Source organism: Planctomycetota bacterium, from assembly GCA_016125255.1.
Lineage (GTDB): Bacteria > Planctomycetota > Phycisphaerae > Phycisphaerales > Zrk34 > RI-421.
This window is the reverse complement of record WGMD01000007.1, coordinates 61,580-80,439: the sequence shown is the minus strand read 5'-3', so window position 1 is coordinate 80,439 and position 18,860 is coordinate 61,580. Positions and strand designations below refer to the sequence as shown.

Annotated in this window: 19 protein-coding genes; 13 read left to right on the top strand and 6 right to left on the bottom strand. The window is 62.6% G+C overall.

All coding sequences use genetic code 11. The features are described 5' to 3' along the window. Positions 1 to 54: 54 nt before the first annotated feature. The 6 genes from GC162_08065 to thpR all read left to right on the top strand — a co-directional run bounded on the left by GC162_08065 (position 55) and on the right by thpR (position 5,909). Positions 55 to 1,737 (top strand): glutamine--tRNA ligase/YqeY domain fusion protein, encoded by a 1,683-nt coding sequence (locus tag GC162_08065; GenBank protein ID MBI1368597.1) that lies wholly within the window; start codon positions 55 to 57, stop codon positions 1,735 to 1,737. A gap of 162 nt (positions 1,738 to 1,899) precedes the next feature. Continuing rightward, positions 1,900 to 2,337: a helix-turn-helix domain-containing protein gene (locus GC162_08060; protein MBI1368596.1), complete on the top strand. Its 438-nt coding sequence runs from the start codon at positions 1,900 to 1,902 to the stop codon at positions 2,335 to 2,337. 69 nt (positions 2,338 to 2,406) lie between these two features. Beyond that, entirely contained in the window at positions 2,407 to 3,909 is a 1,503-nt protein-coding gene (locus GC162_08055; protein MBI1368595.1) for a hypothetical protein, read from the top strand. Positions 3,910 to 3,920: 11 nt separating this feature from the next. Next, entirely contained in the window at positions 3,921 to 4,337 is a 417-nt protein-coding gene (locus GC162_08050; GenBank protein MBI1368594.1) for an EVE domain-containing protein, read from the top strand. A gap of 27 nt (positions 4,338 to 4,364) precedes the next feature. Then, a complete protein-coding gene (locus GC162_08045; GenBank protein MBI1368593.1) occupies positions 4,365 to 5,276 on the top strand; it encodes a sugar kinase in 912 nt (303 codons plus the stop codon). A gap of 84 nt (positions 5,277 to 5,360) precedes the next feature. Continuing rightward, positions 5,361 to 5,909, top strand: a complete 549-nt coding sequence (thpR, locus tag GC162_08040) for an RNA 2',3'-cyclic phosphodiesterase (GenBank protein ID MBI1368592.1) — start codon at positions 5,361 to 5,363, stop codon at positions 5,907 to 5,909. A gap of 12 nt (positions 5,910 to 5,921) precedes the next feature. Here the strand turns inward: thpR and GC162_08035 are convergent, their stop codons facing one another. The 3 genes from GC162_08035 to GC162_08025 all read right to left on the bottom strand — a co-directional run bounded on the left by GC162_08035 (position 5,922) and on the right by GC162_08025 (position 8,769). After that, positions 5,922 to 6,665, bottom strand: coding sequence for a glucosamine-6-phosphate deaminase (locus GC162_08035; protein ID MBI1368591.1), 744 nt, complete (start codon positions 6,663 to 6,665; stop codon positions 5,922 to 5,924). 21 nt (positions 6,666 to 6,686) lie between these two features. After that, on the bottom strand, positions 6,687 to 7,655 hold the full coding sequence (locus tag GC162_08030; GenBank protein ID MBI1368590.1) for a phosphotransferase: 969 nt from the start codon (positions 7,653 to 7,655) through the stop codon (positions 6,687 to 6,689). A 70-nt stretch (positions 7,656 to 7,725) separates the two neighbouring features. Further along, on the bottom strand, positions 7,726 to 8,769 hold the full coding sequence (locus GC162_08025) for a hypothetical protein (GenBank protein ID MBI1368589.1): 1,044 nt from the start codon (positions 8,767 to 8,769) through the stop codon (positions 7,726 to 7,728). Between the two features lie 145 nt (positions 8,770 to 8,914). Here GC162_08025 and GC162_08020 point away from each other — a divergent pair, with 145 nt between their 5' ends. Next, positions 8,915 to 9,388 carry a DUF1844 domain-containing protein gene (locus GC162_08020; protein MBI1368588.1) on the top strand — a complete coding sequence of 158 codons (474 nt, stop codon included), beginning with the start codon at positions 8,915 to 8,917 and terminating at the stop codon, positions 9,386 to 9,388. A gap of 82 nt (positions 9,389 to 9,470) precedes the next feature. Here the strand turns inward: GC162_08020 and GC162_08015 are convergent, their stop codons facing one another. From GC162_08015 to GC162_08005, 3 genes are all read right to left on the bottom strand, one after another. Next, on the bottom strand, positions 9,471 to 10,127 hold the full coding sequence (locus GC162_08015) for a MotA/TolQ/ExbB proton channel family protein (GenBank protein ID MBI1368587.1): 657 nt from the start codon (positions 10,125 to 10,127) through the stop codon (positions 9,471 to 9,473). Positions 10,128 to 10,214: 87 nt separating this feature from the next. After that, a complete protein-coding gene (gene pyk, locus GC162_08010) occupies positions 10,215 to 11,666 on the bottom strand; it encodes a pyruvate kinase (GenBank protein MBI1368586.1) in 1,452 nt (483 codons plus the stop codon). Positions 11,667 to 12,183: 517 nt separating this feature from the next. Then, positions 12,184 to 12,411: a hypothetical protein gene (locus tag GC162_08005; GenBank protein ID MBI1368585.1), complete on the bottom strand. Its 228-nt coding sequence runs from the start codon at positions 12,409 to 12,411 to the stop codon at positions 12,184 to 12,186. A gap of 523 nt (positions 12,412 to 12,934) precedes the next feature. Between GC162_08005 and amt the strand changes: the two genes are divergently transcribed. The 6 genes from amt to nuoL all read left to right on the top strand — a co-directional run bounded on the left by amt (position 12,935) and on the right by nuoL (position 18,860). Beyond that, a complete protein-coding gene (gene amt / locus GC162_08000; GenBank protein MBI1368584.1) occupies positions 12,935 to 14,194 on the top strand; it encodes an ammonium transporter in 1,260 nt (419 codons plus the stop codon). A gap of 47 nt (positions 14,195 to 14,241) precedes the next feature. Continuing rightward, complete coding sequence (locus tag GC162_07995; GenBank protein MBI1368583.1) at positions 14,242 to 14,583, top strand: transcriptional regulator; 342 nt, start codon at positions 14,242 to 14,244, stop codon at positions 14,581 to 14,583. A 223-nt stretch (positions 14,584 to 14,806) separates the two neighbouring features. After that, entirely contained in the window at positions 14,807 to 15,148 is a 342-nt protein-coding gene (locus GC162_07990) for a hypothetical protein (GenBank protein ID MBI1368582.1), read from the top strand. Between the two features lie 403 nt (positions 15,149 to 15,551). After that, positions 15,552 to 16,460, top strand: a complete 909-nt coding sequence (locus GC162_07985) for a hypothetical protein (GenBank protein MBI1368581.1) — start codon at positions 15,552 to 15,554, stop codon at positions 16,458 to 16,460. Between the two features lie 42 nt (positions 16,461 to 16,502). Continuing rightward, complete coding sequence (gene nuoK / locus GC162_07980; protein MBI1368580.1) at positions 16,503 to 16,823, top strand: NADH-quinone oxidoreductase subunit NuoK; 321 nt, start codon at positions 16,503 to 16,505, stop codon at positions 16,821 to 16,823. 21 nt (positions 16,824 to 16,844) lie between these two features. After that, on the top strand, positions 16,845 to 18,860 hold the full coding sequence (nuoL, locus tag GC162_07975) for an NADH-quinone oxidoreductase subunit L (GenBank protein MBI1368579.1): 2,016 nt from the start codon (positions 16,845 to 16,847) through the stop codon (positions 18,858 to 18,860).

Below are 18,860 nucleotides of genomic sequence, written 5' to 3'. Positions count from 1 at the left end.
GCCCCGCGCTTCTTCCGGATTTCGCCTCACGACCATCGCGTTTCGAGTTTCCCCATGACGACAGCCGAGTCAAAGTCCCCAGACTTCATCCGCCAGATCATCGCCGACGACCGCCGCGCCGACAAAAACAGCGGCAATGTCATCACGCGCTTTCCTCCCGAACCCAACGGCTATCTGCACATCGGGCACGCCAAGTCAATCTGCCTCAACTTCGGCCTCGCCGCAGAGAACGACGGGCGCTGCCACCTCCGCTTCGACGACACCAACCCCGTCAAGGAGGAGCAGGAGTACATCGACTCCATCAAGCGCGATGTTCAGTGGCTCGGCTTCGAATGGGGCAAACACGAATACTACGCCTCCGACTATTTTCAGCAGCTCTACGAATGGGCGGTCGAACTGATCGTCAAAGGACTTGCCTACGTCGACGATCAGACCGCCGAGCAGATACGCCAGACGCGCGGCACGCTGACAAAACCCGGCACGCCCTCACCGTTCCGCGATCGCAGCGTTGAGGAGAATCTCGCGCTGTTTGATCGCATGAAAAACGGCGAATTTCCCGATGGTTCGCACGTCCTCCGCGCCAAGATCGACATGGCCGCCGCGAACGTCAACCTGCGCGACCCGGTGATGTACCGCATTTTGAAAGCCCGCCATCACCGCACCGGCGACGCGTGGTGCATCTACCCCATGTACGACTACGCGCACGGCCAGTCCGACTCCATCGAAGGCATCACGCATTCGATCTGCACCCTCGAGTTCGAAGACCACCGCCCGCTCTACGACTGGTTCATCGAGCAGCTTGGCATTCATCATCCGCAGCAGATCGAATTCGCCCGGCTCAACCTCTCGTACACCGTCATGTCCAAGCGCAAGCTGCTTCAGTTGGTGCAGGAAAAGCACGTCGCCGGCTGGGACGATCCGCGCATGCCGACGCTCTCGGGCATGCGCCGCCGCGGGTACCCGGCTCAGGCCATCCGCGATTTCTGCAACGGGATCGGCGTCGCCAAGCGGGACAACACCATCGAGTTCGCCCGCCTCGAGTTCCACGTCCGCGAAGTGCTCAATCGCACCGCGCGGCGCGCCATGGCGGTGCTCAATCCGCTCAAGGTCGTCATCACGAATTTCCCCGAGGGCCAGACCGAGACGATGCCCGCGGTGAACAATCCCGAAGACCCCGCCGCCGGCTCGCGCGATGTGCCGTTCTCGAAGGTGCTCTACATCGAGCGCGAGGACTTCATGGAGAACCCCCCGAGCAAATTCTTCCGGCTTGGCCCGGGGCGCGAGGTGCGGCTGCGCTATGGCTACTGGATCACCTGCACGCAGGTCATCAAGGACGCCGCCGGCGAAGTCGTCGAGTTGCACTGCACGTACGACCCCGCCACGCGCGGCGGCGAAGCGCCGCCCGACGGCCGCAAGGTCAAGGGCACGATCCACTGGGTCTCCGCCGCCCACGCCCTCGATGTCCAAGTGCGCCTCTACGACCATCTTTTCACGAAGGAAGACCCCGAAGATGTGCCAGAAGGTCAGTCGTACCTTCAGAACATCAACCCCGATTCGCTCAAGGTGGTCACCGCCAAGGTCGAACCGAGTCTGCGCGCATTCGCCCCCGGCGACGCCGTGCAGTTCGAGCGGCACGGCTACTTCCTCGTTGACGCCGACACGAAGGGCGACCGCATGGTCTTCAACCGCACCACCACGCTGCGCGATACATGGGCCAAAGTGCAGAATAAATCCTGAACCGGGCTGGCCGCGCGAACGTAGATTTCTTGCGTTAATCTCAAATTCGGGCCTTTTGCTCGATTTAAGAGGTATTCATCTATCACACTTGACTTGCCCACATCGATGGGCCTGCTACGATAACGGACCACAAAAACCAAACTCCGGGAGAGGAACAGCCCCATGGCAAATATCGCTGGCCTGCTCAAAGAGGAAATCCGCAAACAATCCAAGCGCGTGCTCAAGTCCGAAACGGCGCAGCTCAAGAAGTTGTCCGCCCAGCACCGGCGCGGCATCGCCGAACTGAAGCGCCAGGTCGCGTCGCTTACCCGGCAGGTGAGCTTTCTGGAGCGTCAGGAAAAACGCCGCATTGTCCGCACGCCTTCCGCCAAGCTCGCCGAAGGCGCCCGCTTCAGCCCCAAGTGGGTCAAGTCCCATCGCGACAAGCTGGGCATCTCCGCCGCCGACTACGGCAAGCTGGTCGGCGTGACCGGCTTGACGATCTATAACTGGGAAGCCGGCAAGTCCAAGCCCCGGCAGAAGCAGCTCGCGCAGTGGGTCGCCGTGCGCGGCCTGGGCAAGCGCGAAGCCATGAAACGCCTGGAAATCGTCGAGGGCTGACCCCGGAAGCGGCGCCATGGCGCTTCTGAAACGGGACGGGGGCTGATCCATCCGCTACAATCGCCCCTCATGCCTTCACCGACCCCCGGACAAGTCGTTACACGCTTCGCGCCCTCACCGACCGGACATCTGCACGTCGGCGGCGCCCGCACCGCGCTCTTCAACTGGGCTTACGCCCGTCACTTCGGCGGCAAATTCCTCCTCCGCATCGAAGACACCGATCAGGTCCGCTCCAGCGAATCCGCCGAGCGCGCCATTCTCGATGACCTGGCATGGCTCGGCCTCGACTGGGACAACATGGGCGCCGAGCCCCGCCAGTCGCGCCGCCTCGATCTTTACAATGCCGCGCTTGCGAAATTGATCGACGCCGGCCGGGCGTACGAAGATGACGGGGCTGTGCGGTTTCGCATGCCCGATCACGACATCGTCGTCATCGACGAAGTGCTCGGCGAAGTGCGCATCCCCGCCGGGCAGACGGAAGACTTCGTCATCCGCAAACGCGACGGCTTCCCCACATACCACTTCGCCGTCGTCGTCGACGACTTCGACATGGGCGTGACCCACGTCATCCGCGGTCAGGAACACCTGTCCAACTCCCCCAAACACGTCGCGCTGCAACAGGCCCTTGGCTACCCCTCCCCCAAATACGCCCACATCCCGCTCATCTTCAACCCCGACGGCTCCAAGATGTCCAAACGCGACAAAGCGAAAGCCGCCCGCGCGGCGGCACAGGCGGGGGGACTTAAGTCCCCCCGTCTCGACCCCTCCGCTTTGAACGCTTTTATGAATAAGGAATCCGACGACATCGAAATCGCCTTGGCGATCGCGAAGGAACTCAATCTCGCGCTGCCTGAAATCGATGTGGCGGACTTTCAGAAAAGCGGCTATCTGCCGCAGGTTTTGTGCAATTATCTGGCGCTGCTCGGGTGGAATCCGGGCAATGATATTGAGAAGTTTGACAATGTGTTTCTGAGTGAACATTTCGATTTTGATCGCGTGGGTAAGAAGAACGCGCGGTTCGATCGGGAAAAACTCATCAGTTTCAACGCCGATACGATTCGCGCGATGAGCGTCAACGAGTTCGCGGCGGCGTGGCGTGCATGGTGTGAAACCTATCGGCCCGACTTCGCGGCGGCGCTCGATGCGGCGGCGTTCGTGAAGCTCGCCGGGGCGTATCACGAGCGGACGCGCGTGTTCAGCGAAGCGTGCGACATGGCGGCGTTTTTCGTGGCGGAGGCGATCAGCGATTTCGATCCGAAGGCGGTCGAAAAGAATCTGCTCAAGGGCGACGGCGAAGGTCTGACGTTGCTCAAGGCGTTTCGTGAGGAGTTGGCGGCGCTGTCGCCGTTCAATGGGGCGGCGGCGCACGAGCTGATCAAGACATTCTGCGAAACGCGCGTCCTCGGGATGGGCAAGGTGGCGCAGCCGCTGCGCGTGGCGCTTAGCGGCAGCGCGGTGACGCCGCCGATGGATTTGACGCTGGACATTCTTGGGCAAAAGAAGACGCTGGATCGTATTGATGCGTGTCTGGCGAAGTTTTCGGGAGAGGCAGCGGGCAAGCCCGCTCGCTAAACGGGTGGAATATGAACTACTGGCTGATCAAGACGGAGCCGGGCGCGTGGTCGTGGGACGATCAGGTTGCGGCGCCGAAGAAGACGACGAACTGGAGCGGCGTACGCAATGCGCAGGCGGCGATCAATCTTCGCGCGATGAAGAAGGGCGACCGCTGTCTGTTCTATCACTCGGTGACGGACAAGGCGGTCGTCGGCATCGTCGAGGTCGCCAAGACCGCATACCCTGATCCGGGCGACGAAGCGGGCAAGGCGGTGCAGGTCGACGTCAAGGCGGTCATGCCCTTTGCTGAACCCGTCACGCTCGCGGCGATCAAGGGGGAAAAGTCGCTGGCGAACATCGCATTGATCCGCCAGTCGCGATTGTCGGTCATGCCGCTGGATGCGGCGCAATACGAAACCATCTGCCAGATGGGCAAAACCAGTTAACGAGTCAACGAACTTAAGAGTCAACCCATCATGAGTCTGATCGTCACAGGAAGCATCGGGATCGACACGGTCATCACCCCCACCGGTCGCGCGGAGAATGTGCTCGGCGGGTCGTGCGTCTATTTCGCCGCGGCGGCGATTTTCTTCACGCCCGTGCGCCTCGTGGCGGCAGTCGGGGAGGATTTTCCGGCTGAGCACATGAACGTGTTCAAACATTTCAAAATCGACACGGCGGGACTTGAGAAGCGGGCCGGGGCCCGGACGTTCCGCTGGACGGGCGAGTATCAGGAGAACATGAACGATCGCGACACGCTGGCGGTCGAATTGAATGTGCTCGCCGAGTCGCTCCCGCCGGTGCCGGACCGATTCCGCGATTCGAAGTTCATCTTTCTGGCGAACACGCATCCGCTGGGTCAGATGGCGCTACTCGAGAATTTCCCGAACGCCGAGCTGGTCGTGGCGGACACGATGGATCTTTGGATCAACACGGCGCGCGACGAGTTGGGTGCGCTGATGAAGAAGCTCGACGGGCTGGTGCTCAACGATTCGGAGGCGAAGCTTTTGACGGGTCAGAGCAACATGGTCGTCGCATCGCAGAAGATCGTCGAGATGGGGCCGAAGTTCGTGGTGATCAAGAAGGGCGAGCACGGGTGTCTGCTCAATCACACCGACGGCGTGGCGGTGCTGCATGCGTATCCGGCGGCGAACGTCATCGACCCCACCGGTGCGGGCGACAGCTTCGCGGGCGGGATGATGGGCTATCTCGCCAGCACCGGCCGCGTCGACCTGCCGGCGATCAAACGGGCGCTGGCCTACGGCACGATCGTCGCCAGCTACAACATCGAATCGTTCACGCTCGACCGGCTCATGGAAATCAGCCGGGCGGACATCGATCATCGACTCAAAGAATTCGCCGACATCGTGCGATTCGACGGTTGATGGACTTCGCGGATTCGGAGCCGCAGTTAACTGATACGATTCACCCTCCCCCAGCCCCTCCCTCAACGGGAGGGGAGTGAAGGTATGGAGTTTCACGTCAAACGCTGCTTCGTCGCGCTGCCGCTGGATGCGATCACGCGGGCGGACATGGGGGATGTGCTGCGCGGATTGGACATCGAGGGGATGCGGCCGACGGGGTTGGAGAACCTGCACATCACGGTGAAGTTTCTGGGCGATGTGGAGGATCCTGATCTGCCGGGGGTGATCGAGGCGGTGCGGGAGGCGATACGCGGAGTGGGGCGGTTTGAGTTGGCGGCGGAACGGCTGTTGTATCTGCCGGATGCGCGGCGGCCGCGCGTATTGGCGGCGGAGATGGATCGGCCGGAGACGGTGATGAGGTTGTATGACCAGATCGAGGATGCGATGGAGGCGGTGGGTTTTCGTCGGGAAGGGCGGGCGTATCGGCCGCATGTGACACTGGGCCGATTCCGCAAGCCGCCGCGTCATGTGCCGGACGTGTCAATGGTGTTGACGGAGCCGGTGATTTGCGAAGTGGAGCGCGTCGTGCTGATGGAGTCGGTGCTGGAGCGGGGCGGGGCGGTTTATGCGGAACTCGCTTCGTTCGATCTTTGAACATGCCATGCGTCATTGGCGCTTCGTCAGCCGGCTCGCGGCGGCGCGGTCGAGGTAGAGGTCGAGGTTGGCATGGCGCTGAAGGATCGACGCGGGGGTGCGCGGGGAGACGGGGCCTTCGACGCTGCGCTGGACGGCCTCGGCCTTGCGCTCGTCGGGCACGGAGCAGACGATCGCGGCGGCTTTCATGATCCATGTGACCGACATCGAAATCGCCCGCGTGGGCACGTCGGCGAGCGTCGGGAACCAGCCCTCGCCAAGCTGCTGTTTGCGGCAGGCCTCGTCGAGATCGACGATGATGTACGGCTCATCGGTGTCGAAATTCGCCGGCGGATCGTTGAAAGCCAGGTGCGCGTTCTCGCCGATGCCGACGAGCGCCACATCAATCGGATGCGCCCTCAGCAACTTGCCGGCGCGTTCGCACTCGGCGAGCGGATCGGAGGCGTCGCCGTTGATGTAGTGAAATGCGGCGAGGGGAACGCGGTCGACGAACCGGTGCTTGAGATACCCGCGGAAGGAAGCGGGATGCGACATGGGCAAACCCAGGTATTCATCGAGATGAAAGCCCGTCACGCGCGACCAGTCGATCGACATTGATTTGGTGAGGTGATCGAGCGTGGCGAACTGACTGGCGCCGGTGGCGACGATGATGTTGGCCTTGCCGCGTGCGGCGAGGGCGGTTTCGATATGGGCGATCGCTTTCGATGCGGCGGCCTGTCCGAGGTGAAGGGGCGTATCGGTGATGGTGATCCGCATGGGCGATGCTCCGGCTGGGGATTAGAGATGGGCGAGCGATTGGTCGAGCACGTGCAGACACGCATGCATGTGCGCCGGGTTGGGGCGATGCTTCCATTCGAGCGGCGCGGCGGCGGCGACGAGCGCCCGGCGGATCGCGGCAAGCTGCGGCCAGTTGGGTTGCAGCTTCAGGCCATGATGGCGGCGCTGCTCGGCGATGAGCTTGACGACATCGCGCCCGCCGAGCCGCTGCGGATGCGACCAGAACAGATGCTCGAAATAGATCGCATCCTCAACCCAGTGCCCCGTATGCACCAGCGCCAGATCGAACAGAACGGCGGGCCCGTGCGGCGGGGCGGCGAGCGTCATGGCGTTGCCCAGATGCAGATCGCCGTGGCACCAGTGCTGCGTGTCGCGCGCATGCCAGACCTTCATGACCTTCGCGAGCTTCTTCTGAAGCTGCCGGATCGACGCGTTCCATTTCTGACCTTCGGGCAGCATCTGCTGATGCACCATGTCGCGCGACCGCTTGAGCACATCCGCCCACTTCTCATCGCGCGGCGGCGCGTCGGCGGCGAACTGCTCGCTGGCGGCGTAGAAGCGGCCGGCCGCCTCGATGAGCAGGTCGATCTCGGAGCCGTTCCATGTATGATCGAGTGGGCCGTGACGCAATTGCTCCATCACGACCCATGCCAAGTCGTATCCGCCGAGCCGCTCCCCGCTGGCGTAGACATGGGGCACGACCGCGCCGCACACGTCGGCCGCGCCGCACAAGCGTTCGAGCCAGCGGCGCTCCTGCGGCGGGACGGGGAGCTTGACCACCGCCGCCCGCTCGACGCCGTCATCGCATCGCCATGTTGAGAAGCCCGTGACCGCTCCGCCGCGCTGCCAGTCCGTGCGAAACCATCGGATCGTCGACAACCGATCCGCACATGTCCCGCGCAGGGCCGGCTCCAGCGATGTGCCGAACTGCTCGTGTGGAACGGGTGCTCTCCGGTACAAAGCGTTCAGGTTTCAGCATCAGCCGTCAGCCGGATTTTCCATTGCTCTGACGGCTGACGCCTGATGGCCGACGGCTTTTTCACTGCGGCCGGGCGAAGCGCGACATGGCGACGTCCAGCAGCGCGTTGGACATCTGATCGACCGGCGTGTAGTTGCCGTGCTCGAGCAATTCGTTCATGTACTTGCGGCTGTGCAGTCCGAACTGTTGCATGCGCAGACCGTTTTCGATTTCCAGATAGGCGTCCTGCAGCGTGCGGGACTTGCCGCGCTCCAGTTTTTCGAGCTCGACCCAGCCGTAGCCGATGTCGATCTTCGTGCGGTCGGTGCGCTGGCCCACGCTCAGCGTGCGCACCTTCTCATTAAGCTCGGGCCAGGCCAGTCCGTGATACTCCTCGAACGGGCCGTCGAGCTTGGACGCTTCCATGAGTCCGCCCTGTGCTCCGCGGAAGACGCTGTACTTGCGTGCGGCTTCCTCGAACTCGGTCCCCGCCTTCAGCGCTGCGTCGACCTGATCCGCTGTTCGCTCGTCCTTCACGAGAATCACGCGCAGCTCGACCATCGGCGTCGGATGGTAATCGGCGATGTGGTCCTGGTAGTAGCGCTCAACATCGCGCTTGGACACATGAATCTTCGGATAAAGCTTGTCGCGCAGGAATTTGTCGGTGAGGATCTGCTGGCGGCGTGCTTCGAGTTCAGCGTCGAGCCCGTGGCCCTTTTCGCGTTGAAGCCCGGCTTCGGCGTCGGCGAGGATGCCGCCGAACTGGGCGAGGATGCGCTCACGCTCCGTTTTGAGATAGCCCAGCAGCCCGAGCTGCTCGCGCTCCGACAGGCCACGCTCCGCTTCCGCGAGGATCACGGCGTTCTGCACGCGGGCGCGCAGGTCGGCGTCGATGAGCTTCTTGGCTTCAGCGCGGAAGACGAGGCGCGGCTGTGATTCGCCGAGCCGCTGCAGCGATTCGATGCCGATGTCGTTGAAGATGGCGCTGGCGTAGATCGGTCGGCCGTTGACCTGCCCAACCATGGCGTCCATGACGAGCGGGTCCGCCGACGCGCATGTGCGAACGGCGAGGAATACAAGCCCGGCCAGGCACAGCGCGAGTTGGATCGGACGAGGCGTCGGCAATGGCGAGTCTCCGTTGGGGCCGCGTGTTCAATAGTCTATCGCGCCCACGCATACGCCGACAACCCGCCGTGGGTGCATCGATATGTGAATCGGCCTATACTGACGCCTCGTTCGACATGAACCATGCTTTTTGAAGGTGCTTACGATGCCCGATCCCAACAAGCCCGACGCGCCCGGCCTGCACATCGACTCGGACTGGAAGGCCCAGGCCCAGGCCGAGAAACAGAAACTCGCCGAGGAAACCCGCGACACCGGCGCCGCGCACGGGCAACTCCCGCCTGCTGACTTCAACACGCTCCTTCAGCAACTCGCCTCGCAGGCGCTGCTCTACATGGGCGTCATCCCCGATCCGATGACAGGCCAGCGCATCGCACACCTCGATCTGGCCAAGCTGCACATCGACCTGCTGGGCGTGCTCGAGAAGAAGACCGACGGCAACCTCAGCGATGACGAGTCGAAGCTGCTCACGCAGGCGCTGTCGGAACTGCGCGCCGCGTATGTCGAATTGAACAAGCAATTCGCCGCTCAACAAGCCCGCAAAGCCGCCGGCGCTCCCGGAAGCATTCCCGGTGCGACAGGCCCCAAGCCGGGTCCGGGGCTGATTGATCCGACGAAGTAAGCAAAAGCCGATCGACGCATTGACAACGCTGTGGCACGGCCGCCCTCGGCCGTGTTTTTTTGCGCGGCGGGACCGTTTCGTTTTATGAGCGCGCCTGCTCGTCCGTCTTGCCCGCCTCATCGAGCTCCGCCTGCGCCGCGGCGATGAGGGCGTTCATGAGGCCCAGCGTGCGGTCCATCTGGGCGCGGAAGGCGTTGTAGGGAAAGAGCACGATCAGCGCGATGGTCAGACCGGCGACGGTGGTCAGCAGCGCCTCGGCGATGCCGGCGCTGATCTTGGACGGGTCGGTGACGGTGTCGGTGGCGGAAAGGACATGGAAGGCGCGGATGATGCCGGTGACGGTGCCGAGGATGCCGAGCATCGGAGCGGCGGTGATGATCGTGCCCAGCGTCGCCATGAACCGTTCGAGCACCGGCCGCATCGACTCCATCGCATTGGTCACCGCCGCATCGGTCGGTTTCTCCGAAAGCAGCCGCTGAAGCAGCAGCCCGTACACCGAACGATCGCGATCGACGATGGCGGTCGCACGCGTCCGTTCACCTTTGCGCAATAGCTGACCGACCTGCTCGAACTTCGAACGCCGGCCGAGGCGATTGGTGACGAGCCAGAACCACGAGCGCTCGACGATCAACGTCATCGCCACCAGACTCAATCCCAGCAGCGGCCACATCACCCAGCCGCCGTCGTGCATCAAACCCGCCATCGTATCAATCGCTTGCTTGAACATAGGGTCGGACATGATATCACAAGAAGGTGTCAGGTTTCAGCGGTCAGCGATCAGCCGGAATACCCTCTGGCTGACGGCTGAGACCTGACGTCTGACGCCTTAGCTATCAAGCCCATGCGCCGTGATTTCATGAACCATGATGGCGTTGGAGCTGACGACGGGTTCGCCGTCGGCGGCGATTCCGCCGATGATGACCACGCGTTCGCCCGGGCCGGCGATGCCCAGCTTGAGCATCATGTCCGTCACGCATCGCACCTGCGCGTTGGTGTTGTCCGGCGCTTTGACGAGGCGCGGCACGATCCCGTAGTAGAGGCACAGCCGCCGCGCCGTGCGCGGGTCCTGCGTCAGCGCGACGACCGGCACCGGCAGGCGCAACTTCGAGAACACCCGCGCATTGGCCCCGCCCCGGCTGAATACGACGACCGCCTTGATCGCCAGCGAGTGCACCACCTGCCATGCCCCCCGCGCCAGTGCCGCATCCAACTCGCGGATATGCACCACCGGCATCGGGTGCTCGCCCTGCACCGCCTGCTTGCGCAGATACGCTTCGATCTCCGCCGCGATGTGGTCCATCGCCGCCGCCGCAAGGTCCGGGTGTTTGCCCGCCGCGGTTTCGCCGCTGAGCATGATGGCGTCCGTGCCGTCGAAGATGGCGTTGGCGACGTCCGACGCCTCCGCCCGCGTCGGCGTCGGCGACTCGACCATGCTCTGAAGCATCTGCGTCGCCACGATCACCGTCTTGCCCACCTTCCTGCACCGCTGGATCAAATCCTTCTGAATGATCGGCACCTGGGCCAAATCCATCTCCACGCCCAGATCACCGCGCGCGATCATGATGGCGTCGCTGGCTTCGATGATCGAATCGATCTCCTTCATCGCCTCGGGCTTTTCGATCTTCGCCACCAGATGAATGTTCGGATCGTGCGGCTCCACAAGCTGGCGCAGCAGATTCATGTCCGCCGCGCTGCGCACAAACGACAGCGCCAGGTAATCAACCTGATGCTCGATCGCCCACTTGACGCAGTTGCGGTCGTGCTCGGTGAGCGAATCGAGCGAGAGTTTCGTGTCGGGCAGGTTCACGCCCTTGCGCGACTTGAGGATGCCGCCGTGCGTGCAACTGCATGTGATGACGTCCGCCGCCTTCTCGACGACGATGAACCGCAGGGCGCCGTCGTCGATGAGCACGCGATGACCGACCTGCACCTCGTCCAGGAATCGGTCGTAGTTGATATGCACCGCGTTCTCGGCGGGCCCGCGCCCGATGCGCAATACTTCGCCGGTCTCGATCGGCCGGTCGGCGATGTCCGAGAGCCGAATCTTCGGCCCGCACAGATCGCCGAGCACCGCGATGGGGCGACCGGCCTGAAGCGACGCGGCGCGAGCGGCGGCGAGCACGTTGGCGTGATCGTCGAAGGAGCCATGCGAGAAATTGAGCCGCACGACGTCGACGCCGTGGTCGATGAGCCGCTTGATCATCGCTTGCTCGCGCGACGCCGGGCCGAGGGTCGCGATGATCTTCGTGGCGATGAGCGGATGGCGGATGGTGGACATGGCGGAAGTTTAACCGACGAGCGCGGAGTTTTCTGCGCTAAAATGATGTTGATGCCATCGTTGATGCGAATGAAGCTTGCCTTATGGATCGGCGTCGGCCTGAGCGTGACGCTCTTTGGCTACGTCGGCGCGTATCTGGCGATGCGCCAGGTGGGGGTCGATTAGCTTTTCGGCGAGTCGGTTCCGTTCACCTGCCCCGGCGGGTGGGACCGCAACTGGGCCACAACCTCCGAGGGCTGCCGACGCATCGAACACGACAACATTATCATCGGCGGACAATGCAGCGTCAGCGCCTTCACTCCTGATCAAACCGTCTTGCGGCTGATTCTGAACAGCCGATACAACTCACTTACCGCCCGCGCCGCGCCATCACCGCAAATTCCATCCGCTCAGACACGTGCGCTGACTCCTTTCGAGGCATGCTCAAACCTCCTGTCAAAGGTACAGGCACGCAGGATACAGCGCCACCCATGTCCCCGAACAGGCGCTTCGGATGTCTTCGGTTTGTGCTATCGCGTCAAGGTGGACTGCGACGTGGCGGTGAGTTTGACTTCGAATGCCCGGCGGGGTCCAGGAGCCAGGCGAGGAAGTTGGAGTGGCGGATTTCGGCGCGGACGATGCCCGGGGCGTCGAAGATGTTGAACCGGCCGATGCGTTCTTCGAGTTTGAGCAGGTCGTCATTGTCCGCGACGAAGGCCTCAATCGCCGCCAGTTCGGACCCCGGATGCGACAGACTTTCACTCATGGCAGCGGCAATCTACATCGGATGGCGGAGGCCGACAACATGCATCCGCATCCGCGACGCGGTTTGCTCGATTTATCCATCGCGACTGCGCGCAGAATAAGCAGTCGCGGGTGCATATCGGGGCCAATGCCTAATGAGTGTGCAGTGGGAGACGTGGGGGTGTGCGGCGTAATTCACTGGGTGGGCGTGAGTTGGCGGAATTGAAGGCGGGAGGCATGGGATTTGTTACGAGTTTGGTGAGGCATGCGCTGTAACTGCATCCATATGAGGCACCGGGGGCGGATGTGTCACGGCGCGGAATAGTTGTTTGGTCAATGGCACTTTGAGTTCACTTGTAAAGGAGTCGTTCATGTTGATGCGGCGTGGTTGGGTTGGGTTATGGTTTGCGCTCGTGTTGGGGGTCGGCGCGATGGGGGCGATGGCGCAGGAGACGCCGGTGGTTGGGCCGGTTGGGAGCGAGGCGACGACGGGGGCGGTCGTCGAACTCAAGGCAGCGGCGGTCGCGGCGCCGGCGGCGAATGCGATCAGCGTGGGGGATACGGCCTGGATGCTGGTCGCCAGCGCGCTGGTGCTTTTGATGACGCCGGGGCTGGCGTTTTTCTATGGCGGGCTGGTGCGACGAAAAAACGTGCTGAGCGTGCTCATGCAATGTTTCATGTGCATGGGGCTCGTCACGGTGCTGTGGGCGATCGTCGGGTTCTCGCTGGCGTTCGGCGAAGACACGGCGGGGGGGTTCATCGGGTCGCCTTCGACGTACCTGTTCCTGCATGGACTTTCATTCACGCAAGCATGGCCGAACCTGGCGATCAGCGGGTATCTGTTCATGATCTTTCAGTGCATGTTCGCCGTGATCACGCCGGCGCTGATCATTGGTGCGTTCGCGGAGCGCATGAAGTTCAGCGGGTTCTGCGTGTTCACGACGCTGTGGGTGCTGCTGGTGTATTGTCCGGTGGCGCATTGGGTGTGGGGCGGGGCGAGCGGGTTCTTTGCGCTGGGCGGCGACGGGGCGCTGGACTTTGCCGGTGGCACGGTGATTCACGTCAACGCCGGCATCGCGGCACTGGTGGCGTGCATTCTTCTGGGCAAGCGGCAGGGGTATCCAGAAGGGATCAGTCCGCCGCACAGTCTGCCATTTGCGGTGCTGGGTGCGGGACTTTTGTGGTTCGGGTGGTTCGGGTTCAACGCGGGCAGCGCCGGGGCGGCGAGCGATCAGGCGGTGCGAGCGTTCGTCGTGACGCATCTTGCGACGGCGGCGGCGGCGTTGACCTGGTCGGTCATTGAATGGGCCATGCCCTCCAGCGGCGGTCACGGCGGCAAGCCCACCGTGCTGGGCATCATCACCGGCGCGGTCGCCGGTCTCGTCGCCATCACGCCGGCGAGCGGATACGTCGATCCGATGGGTGCGATGTGCATCGGCATCGGGGCGAGCGTGCTCTCGTACATCTTCGTCGCCAAGGTCAAGCCGCGGCTCGGGTACGACGATTCGCTGGACGTCTTCGGCGTGCACGGCATCTCGGGCATCTGGGGCGCGATCGCCACGGGCATCTGGGCCGTCGCCGGTTACGGCGTGGACAGCAAGGGCGGCCTGCTGGCCGGCAACAGCGTGCAGATCCTGGTGCAGTTCAAGGCGGTGGCCTACACGCTCGTCTACTCCATTGTCGTCTCGGCCGTGCTGCTCAAAGTCGTTGACGCCATCGTCGGCCTGCGCGCCGAGAACCACGAGGAACGCGTCGGTCTGGACCTGACCGAACACGCGGAAGTGGCGTACACGGTTCTGGACTAAAGGCATCAGCGGTCAGTGGTCATTTAAAACAAGAAAGGGCAAGTGCCATGAAATACGTCGTTGCGGTGATTCAGCCGGATCGTTTGAATGAAGTGCTCAATGAACTGTATCAGCGCGAGGTGCATCTGGTGACGGTGACGCAGGTGATGGGTCACGGTCGACAGAAGGGCGAGGCGCAGGTATACCGCGGTCACAAGGAAGTGGGGCGTCTGCTTCGGAAGGTGAAGCTGGAGATCGCGGTGAATGAGGAGTACCTTCAGCCGACGATCGACGCCATCACGACCGGGGCGCGGACCGAACACATCGGCGATGGTAAAATCTTCGTGCTGGATCTGCATGATGTGATCCGCATCCGCACGGGCGAAACAGGGAACGTGGCGATCGGGTGAGTGCGGCGTTTTCGTGTGCATCCGATGCGGCGATTGCGCGCCAAATAGGCACGCAATGATGAATCGCCTATGTTCTGCTCATTCGATAAGCAGAACAGGCGCGGGCTGTTTGGTGTTCAAGATATTGTGATTGCGTGACTTGTGTCGCGTGATCATTTGGCATGGGCTTTGTCTATGCGCCTCTGTCACTTGGAACCTCTATCCCTGTAAAGGAGCCCTCGTCATGAAGTACATCATCGCCGTCATTCAGCCGGAGCGCACGCACGATGTTCTGGCTGAGCTGGAGGCACGCGGCATTCATCTGGTGACCACGTCGAACGTCAAGGGTCGCGGTCGTCAGAAGGGCCTGTCCCACCAGTACCGCGGTCTGAAGGTCACCAGCACGCTCATCGACAAGGTCAAGCTCGAAATCGCCGTCAACGATGAGTATCTCGAGACGGCCATCGAGGGCATCGAAACCGCCGCCTGCACCGAGCAGATCGGCGACGGCAAGATTTTCGTCATGGATCTGGAACAGTGCGTGCGCATCCGCACCGCCGAGCGAGGCAGCGCGGCGATCGGCTGATCCGCACCTGATTTCGCCATACACCGCGACCGCGTGTTGCCCGCAGGCCTGTCGTAACGCCTCGTGCATCACGCGGTTGTTTTTTTTGGGAGGCATGTGCCATTGAAAATTGAAAATTGTCCATTGCAAAATGCGAATTGCCGGGAGGGCCGGTCTTCAATTTTCAATTTTCAATTTGCAAGGGACATTTTGCAATGACCTCTTGTCACGCCATCCGGTTCCGCCATCAGCGGCCTGCCCCGCACCGGTGGGTTTTCCACCGGCGGGCGCGGTTGCAAAGTGGGGGGTAAGTGCGTATTGTGACGTCTTTCACAGACCCCCCGGAAGTTCCGGTTGACGCGCCCGAGCGTCGGTGGTCTGGACGGTTCCTGTAGAACTTGTGAATCAGGGGCATCGCCCTGACATGACATCGAATCTGTTTTACATCGCATCGGTGTGCGGAGCGCTGGCGGTCTACTTGATGCTTCCGCATCGCCGCACCGGCGCCAAGGTCGGCGCCCTTTTGGGTCTGGCGACGCTCGCCGCCCTCTTCGCCAATCTCGCCAAGGGGCACGACGCCCTGCATACGCCCGGCGTCTACTTCTACATCTTCAGCTTCATCTCCCTCGCCGCCGCCGTGCGCGTCATCTCGCATCCCCGCCCGGTCTACTCCGCCCTGTACTTCGTGCTGGTCGTGCTCTCGACCGCCGGCATGCTCGTCCTGCTCCAGTCCGAGTTCATGGCCTTCGCCATGATCATCATCTACGGCGGGGCGATCCTCATCACCTACATGTTCGTGATCATGCTCGCCACGCTCCCGCAGTCGGCGCAGGAGATGAACACGGCGGCTCCGTACGATCTTCGCGCCCGCGAGCCGCTGATGGCGGTCGTGATGGGCTTCTTGCTCATCGCGGTGCTGGGCAACGTGATTTTCCTCGGCGAGCCGGTGCAGCCGCGCTTCGCGGCCGAGTCGGCTTCGAGCGTCGCCGCCCTGATGCCCCGCCGCGTCAACGCCTCGCGCCTGGAAACGATTCTCCGCCAGCAGGGGCTCATCACGACCGAAGACCATCTGACGCCCGAAGCCAAGGATGACATCAAGGACGGCTTCGTGCTGGTCCGCTCCTCCGAAGGCGCCCGGCCCAAGCGCGTCGCCCTGACGCCCAAGGTCATGGGCGAATTCATCACGAACATCGACTACGTCGGCCTGGACCTTTTCAAGGGTCATACGCTCGGGATCGAACTGGCCGGCGTGGTGCTGCTGCTTTCGATGGTCGGTGCGATCGTCATCGCCCGCCAGCGCGTGCCTGAAGCGCCGAATGAAAACGTGCATTGACGGAAAACGCGCGGGGCGCTGCCCCGCCGCAAACGGTAAGACATGAACGGAACATTCGACATTGTGTCGCTCAATCACTACCTGCTCGTGGGCGGAATGCTTTTCGCCCTGGGCATGATCGGGTTCACGGTCCGCCGCAACCTGATCATCATGTTCCTGTGCACCGAGATGATGTTTCAGGGCGTGATCGTGACGCTTGTGGCATTCAGCCGGTACCACATGAACTTCGACGGGCAGGTCTTCGTGATCTTCGTGCTGACGATCGCCGCCGCGGAGGCCGCCTTGGCGCTGGGGCTCGTCGTGCTGCTGTTCAGACGGCGGCATACGCTCGACGCCGAGGCCTGGAGCACGATGAAAGGTTAAACGAGGTTACTCCAAACGATCATGCCGACACTTGCCGCGACAACTTCGACGCTCTACCTGGCCAAGCTCATTCCGACGCTGCCGTTTTTGTCCATGATCCTCTGCGGCCTGCTGGGCGCGACGCGCAGCACGACGCTCAAAAACCTCGCCGGGTGGGTCACGGCCGTTGCCGTCGGCGGCTCGTTCATCATCAGCTTCATCGTCCTCCGCGCCTACCCCGAAGCCGGGCACACCGGCGGCGTCGTCATCCACTACTTCGACTGGATCAACATCGGCGGCTTCACCGGCGACTTCTCCTTCTTCATCGATCCGCTCACGCTGGTCATGCTCATGGTCGTGACCGGCATCGGCACGCTCATCACGATCTACGCCGCCGGCTACATGAGCGGCGACCCCGGCTACTTCCGATTCTTCGCCTACATCAGCTTGTTCATCTTCGCGATGACCTGCCTCGTGCTGGCGGACAATCTGCTCCTGCTTTATCTGGGTTGGGAAGGCGTCGGCGCCGCATCGTATCTGCTCATCGGGTTTTACTATCGCAAGCCCAGCGCGGTCGCCGCGGCGAAGAAGGCGTTCATCGTCAACCGCATCGGCGACTTCGGTTTCGCCCTCGGGCTGATGGGCACGTTCGTGCTCTTCGGGTCGATTCAGTACACGAAGATTTTGCCGGCGGCGGAGCATTTGAATCTGGCGTCGCTGGAGCCGTGGCAGCAGACGCTGGCATGGTGGATTCCGTTCCTTTTGATGCTCGGTGCGTTCGGCAAGTCGGCTCAGTTGCCCCTGCATGTGTGGCTTCCCGACGCGATGGAAGGTCCGACGCCCGTGTCGGCGCTGATTCATGCGGCGACGATGGTCACCGCCGGCGTATACATGATCGCCCGCCTGATCCATATCTTCGAACTGAGCCCGCAGTGCCTGGCGCTGGTCGCCACGGTCGGAGCGGTCACCGCCTTCTTCGCCGCGACGATCGCCCTGTGTCAGTATGACCTGAAGCGCGTCTGGGCCTACTCAACGCTCTCGCAGCTCGGGTACATGTTCCTGGGCGTCGGCGTCATGGGCACGACCGGCGCGGTGTTCCATCTGTTCACGCACGCCTTCTTCAAAGCCCTGCTCTTTTTGACCGCCGGCTCGGTGATGCACGCCATGGCCGGTCAGCTCGATCTTCGCAAGATGAGCGGCCTGTTCTCCAAGATGCCCGTCACCGCCATCCTGATGCTCATCGGCTGTCTCGCCCTCGCCGGCGTGCCCCTGACGGCGGGCTTCTACTCCAAGGACATGATCCTCGCCGATGCGCTCATCGCCCGGCCCGTCCTCGGTTGGATCGGCATCATCACGGCGCTGATGACCGCGTTCTACACGTTCCGCCTCTGGTTCCGCGTGTTCCTGGGCGAGACGAAATACGAGATGGGCCACGAGCATCACGGTTACCCCGTCGAGCATCATCACGATGATCACGATCATGGGCATCACGAGCCGCACGAAATGCCCTGGTGGCCGATGAATCTGCCGCTGGTGATTCTGGCGCTGGGCGCGCTGTTCGCCGGGATGTTCGGCATCGACTGGATGCAGAACATGATCCATTCGTCGACCGCCGCCGTCGCCGCGCATCATGACGAAGCGGCAATCGCCCGGCACGAAGCGGCGCACTCGATGATCAGCATCGTGACCGGCGGGGGGGCCATCGTGATGATCGCCCTGGCGTATTTCTTCCATGCCATGCGTCGCGACCTGACCGACAAGATCGCCGCCTCCGCCAAGCCGATCGTCACGCTGCTCTACAACAAGTATTACATCGACGAGGCCTACAACTTCGTGATCCGCGGCGGGCTCAACGTCATCGCGTGGATCTGCTATCTATTCGACAAGGTGATCATCGACGGATTGATCATCGACGTGCTCTTCGGCCGCACGCCGCGCGCGGCCGCATTCATCGGCCGCTCGCTGCAGCGCGGCCCGCTTCAGGGTTACGCCCTGACGATGGGCTTCGGCGTGGCGATCGTGCTTTTCTTCGTGGTCTGGAAAGTGATGGCGGGCTGA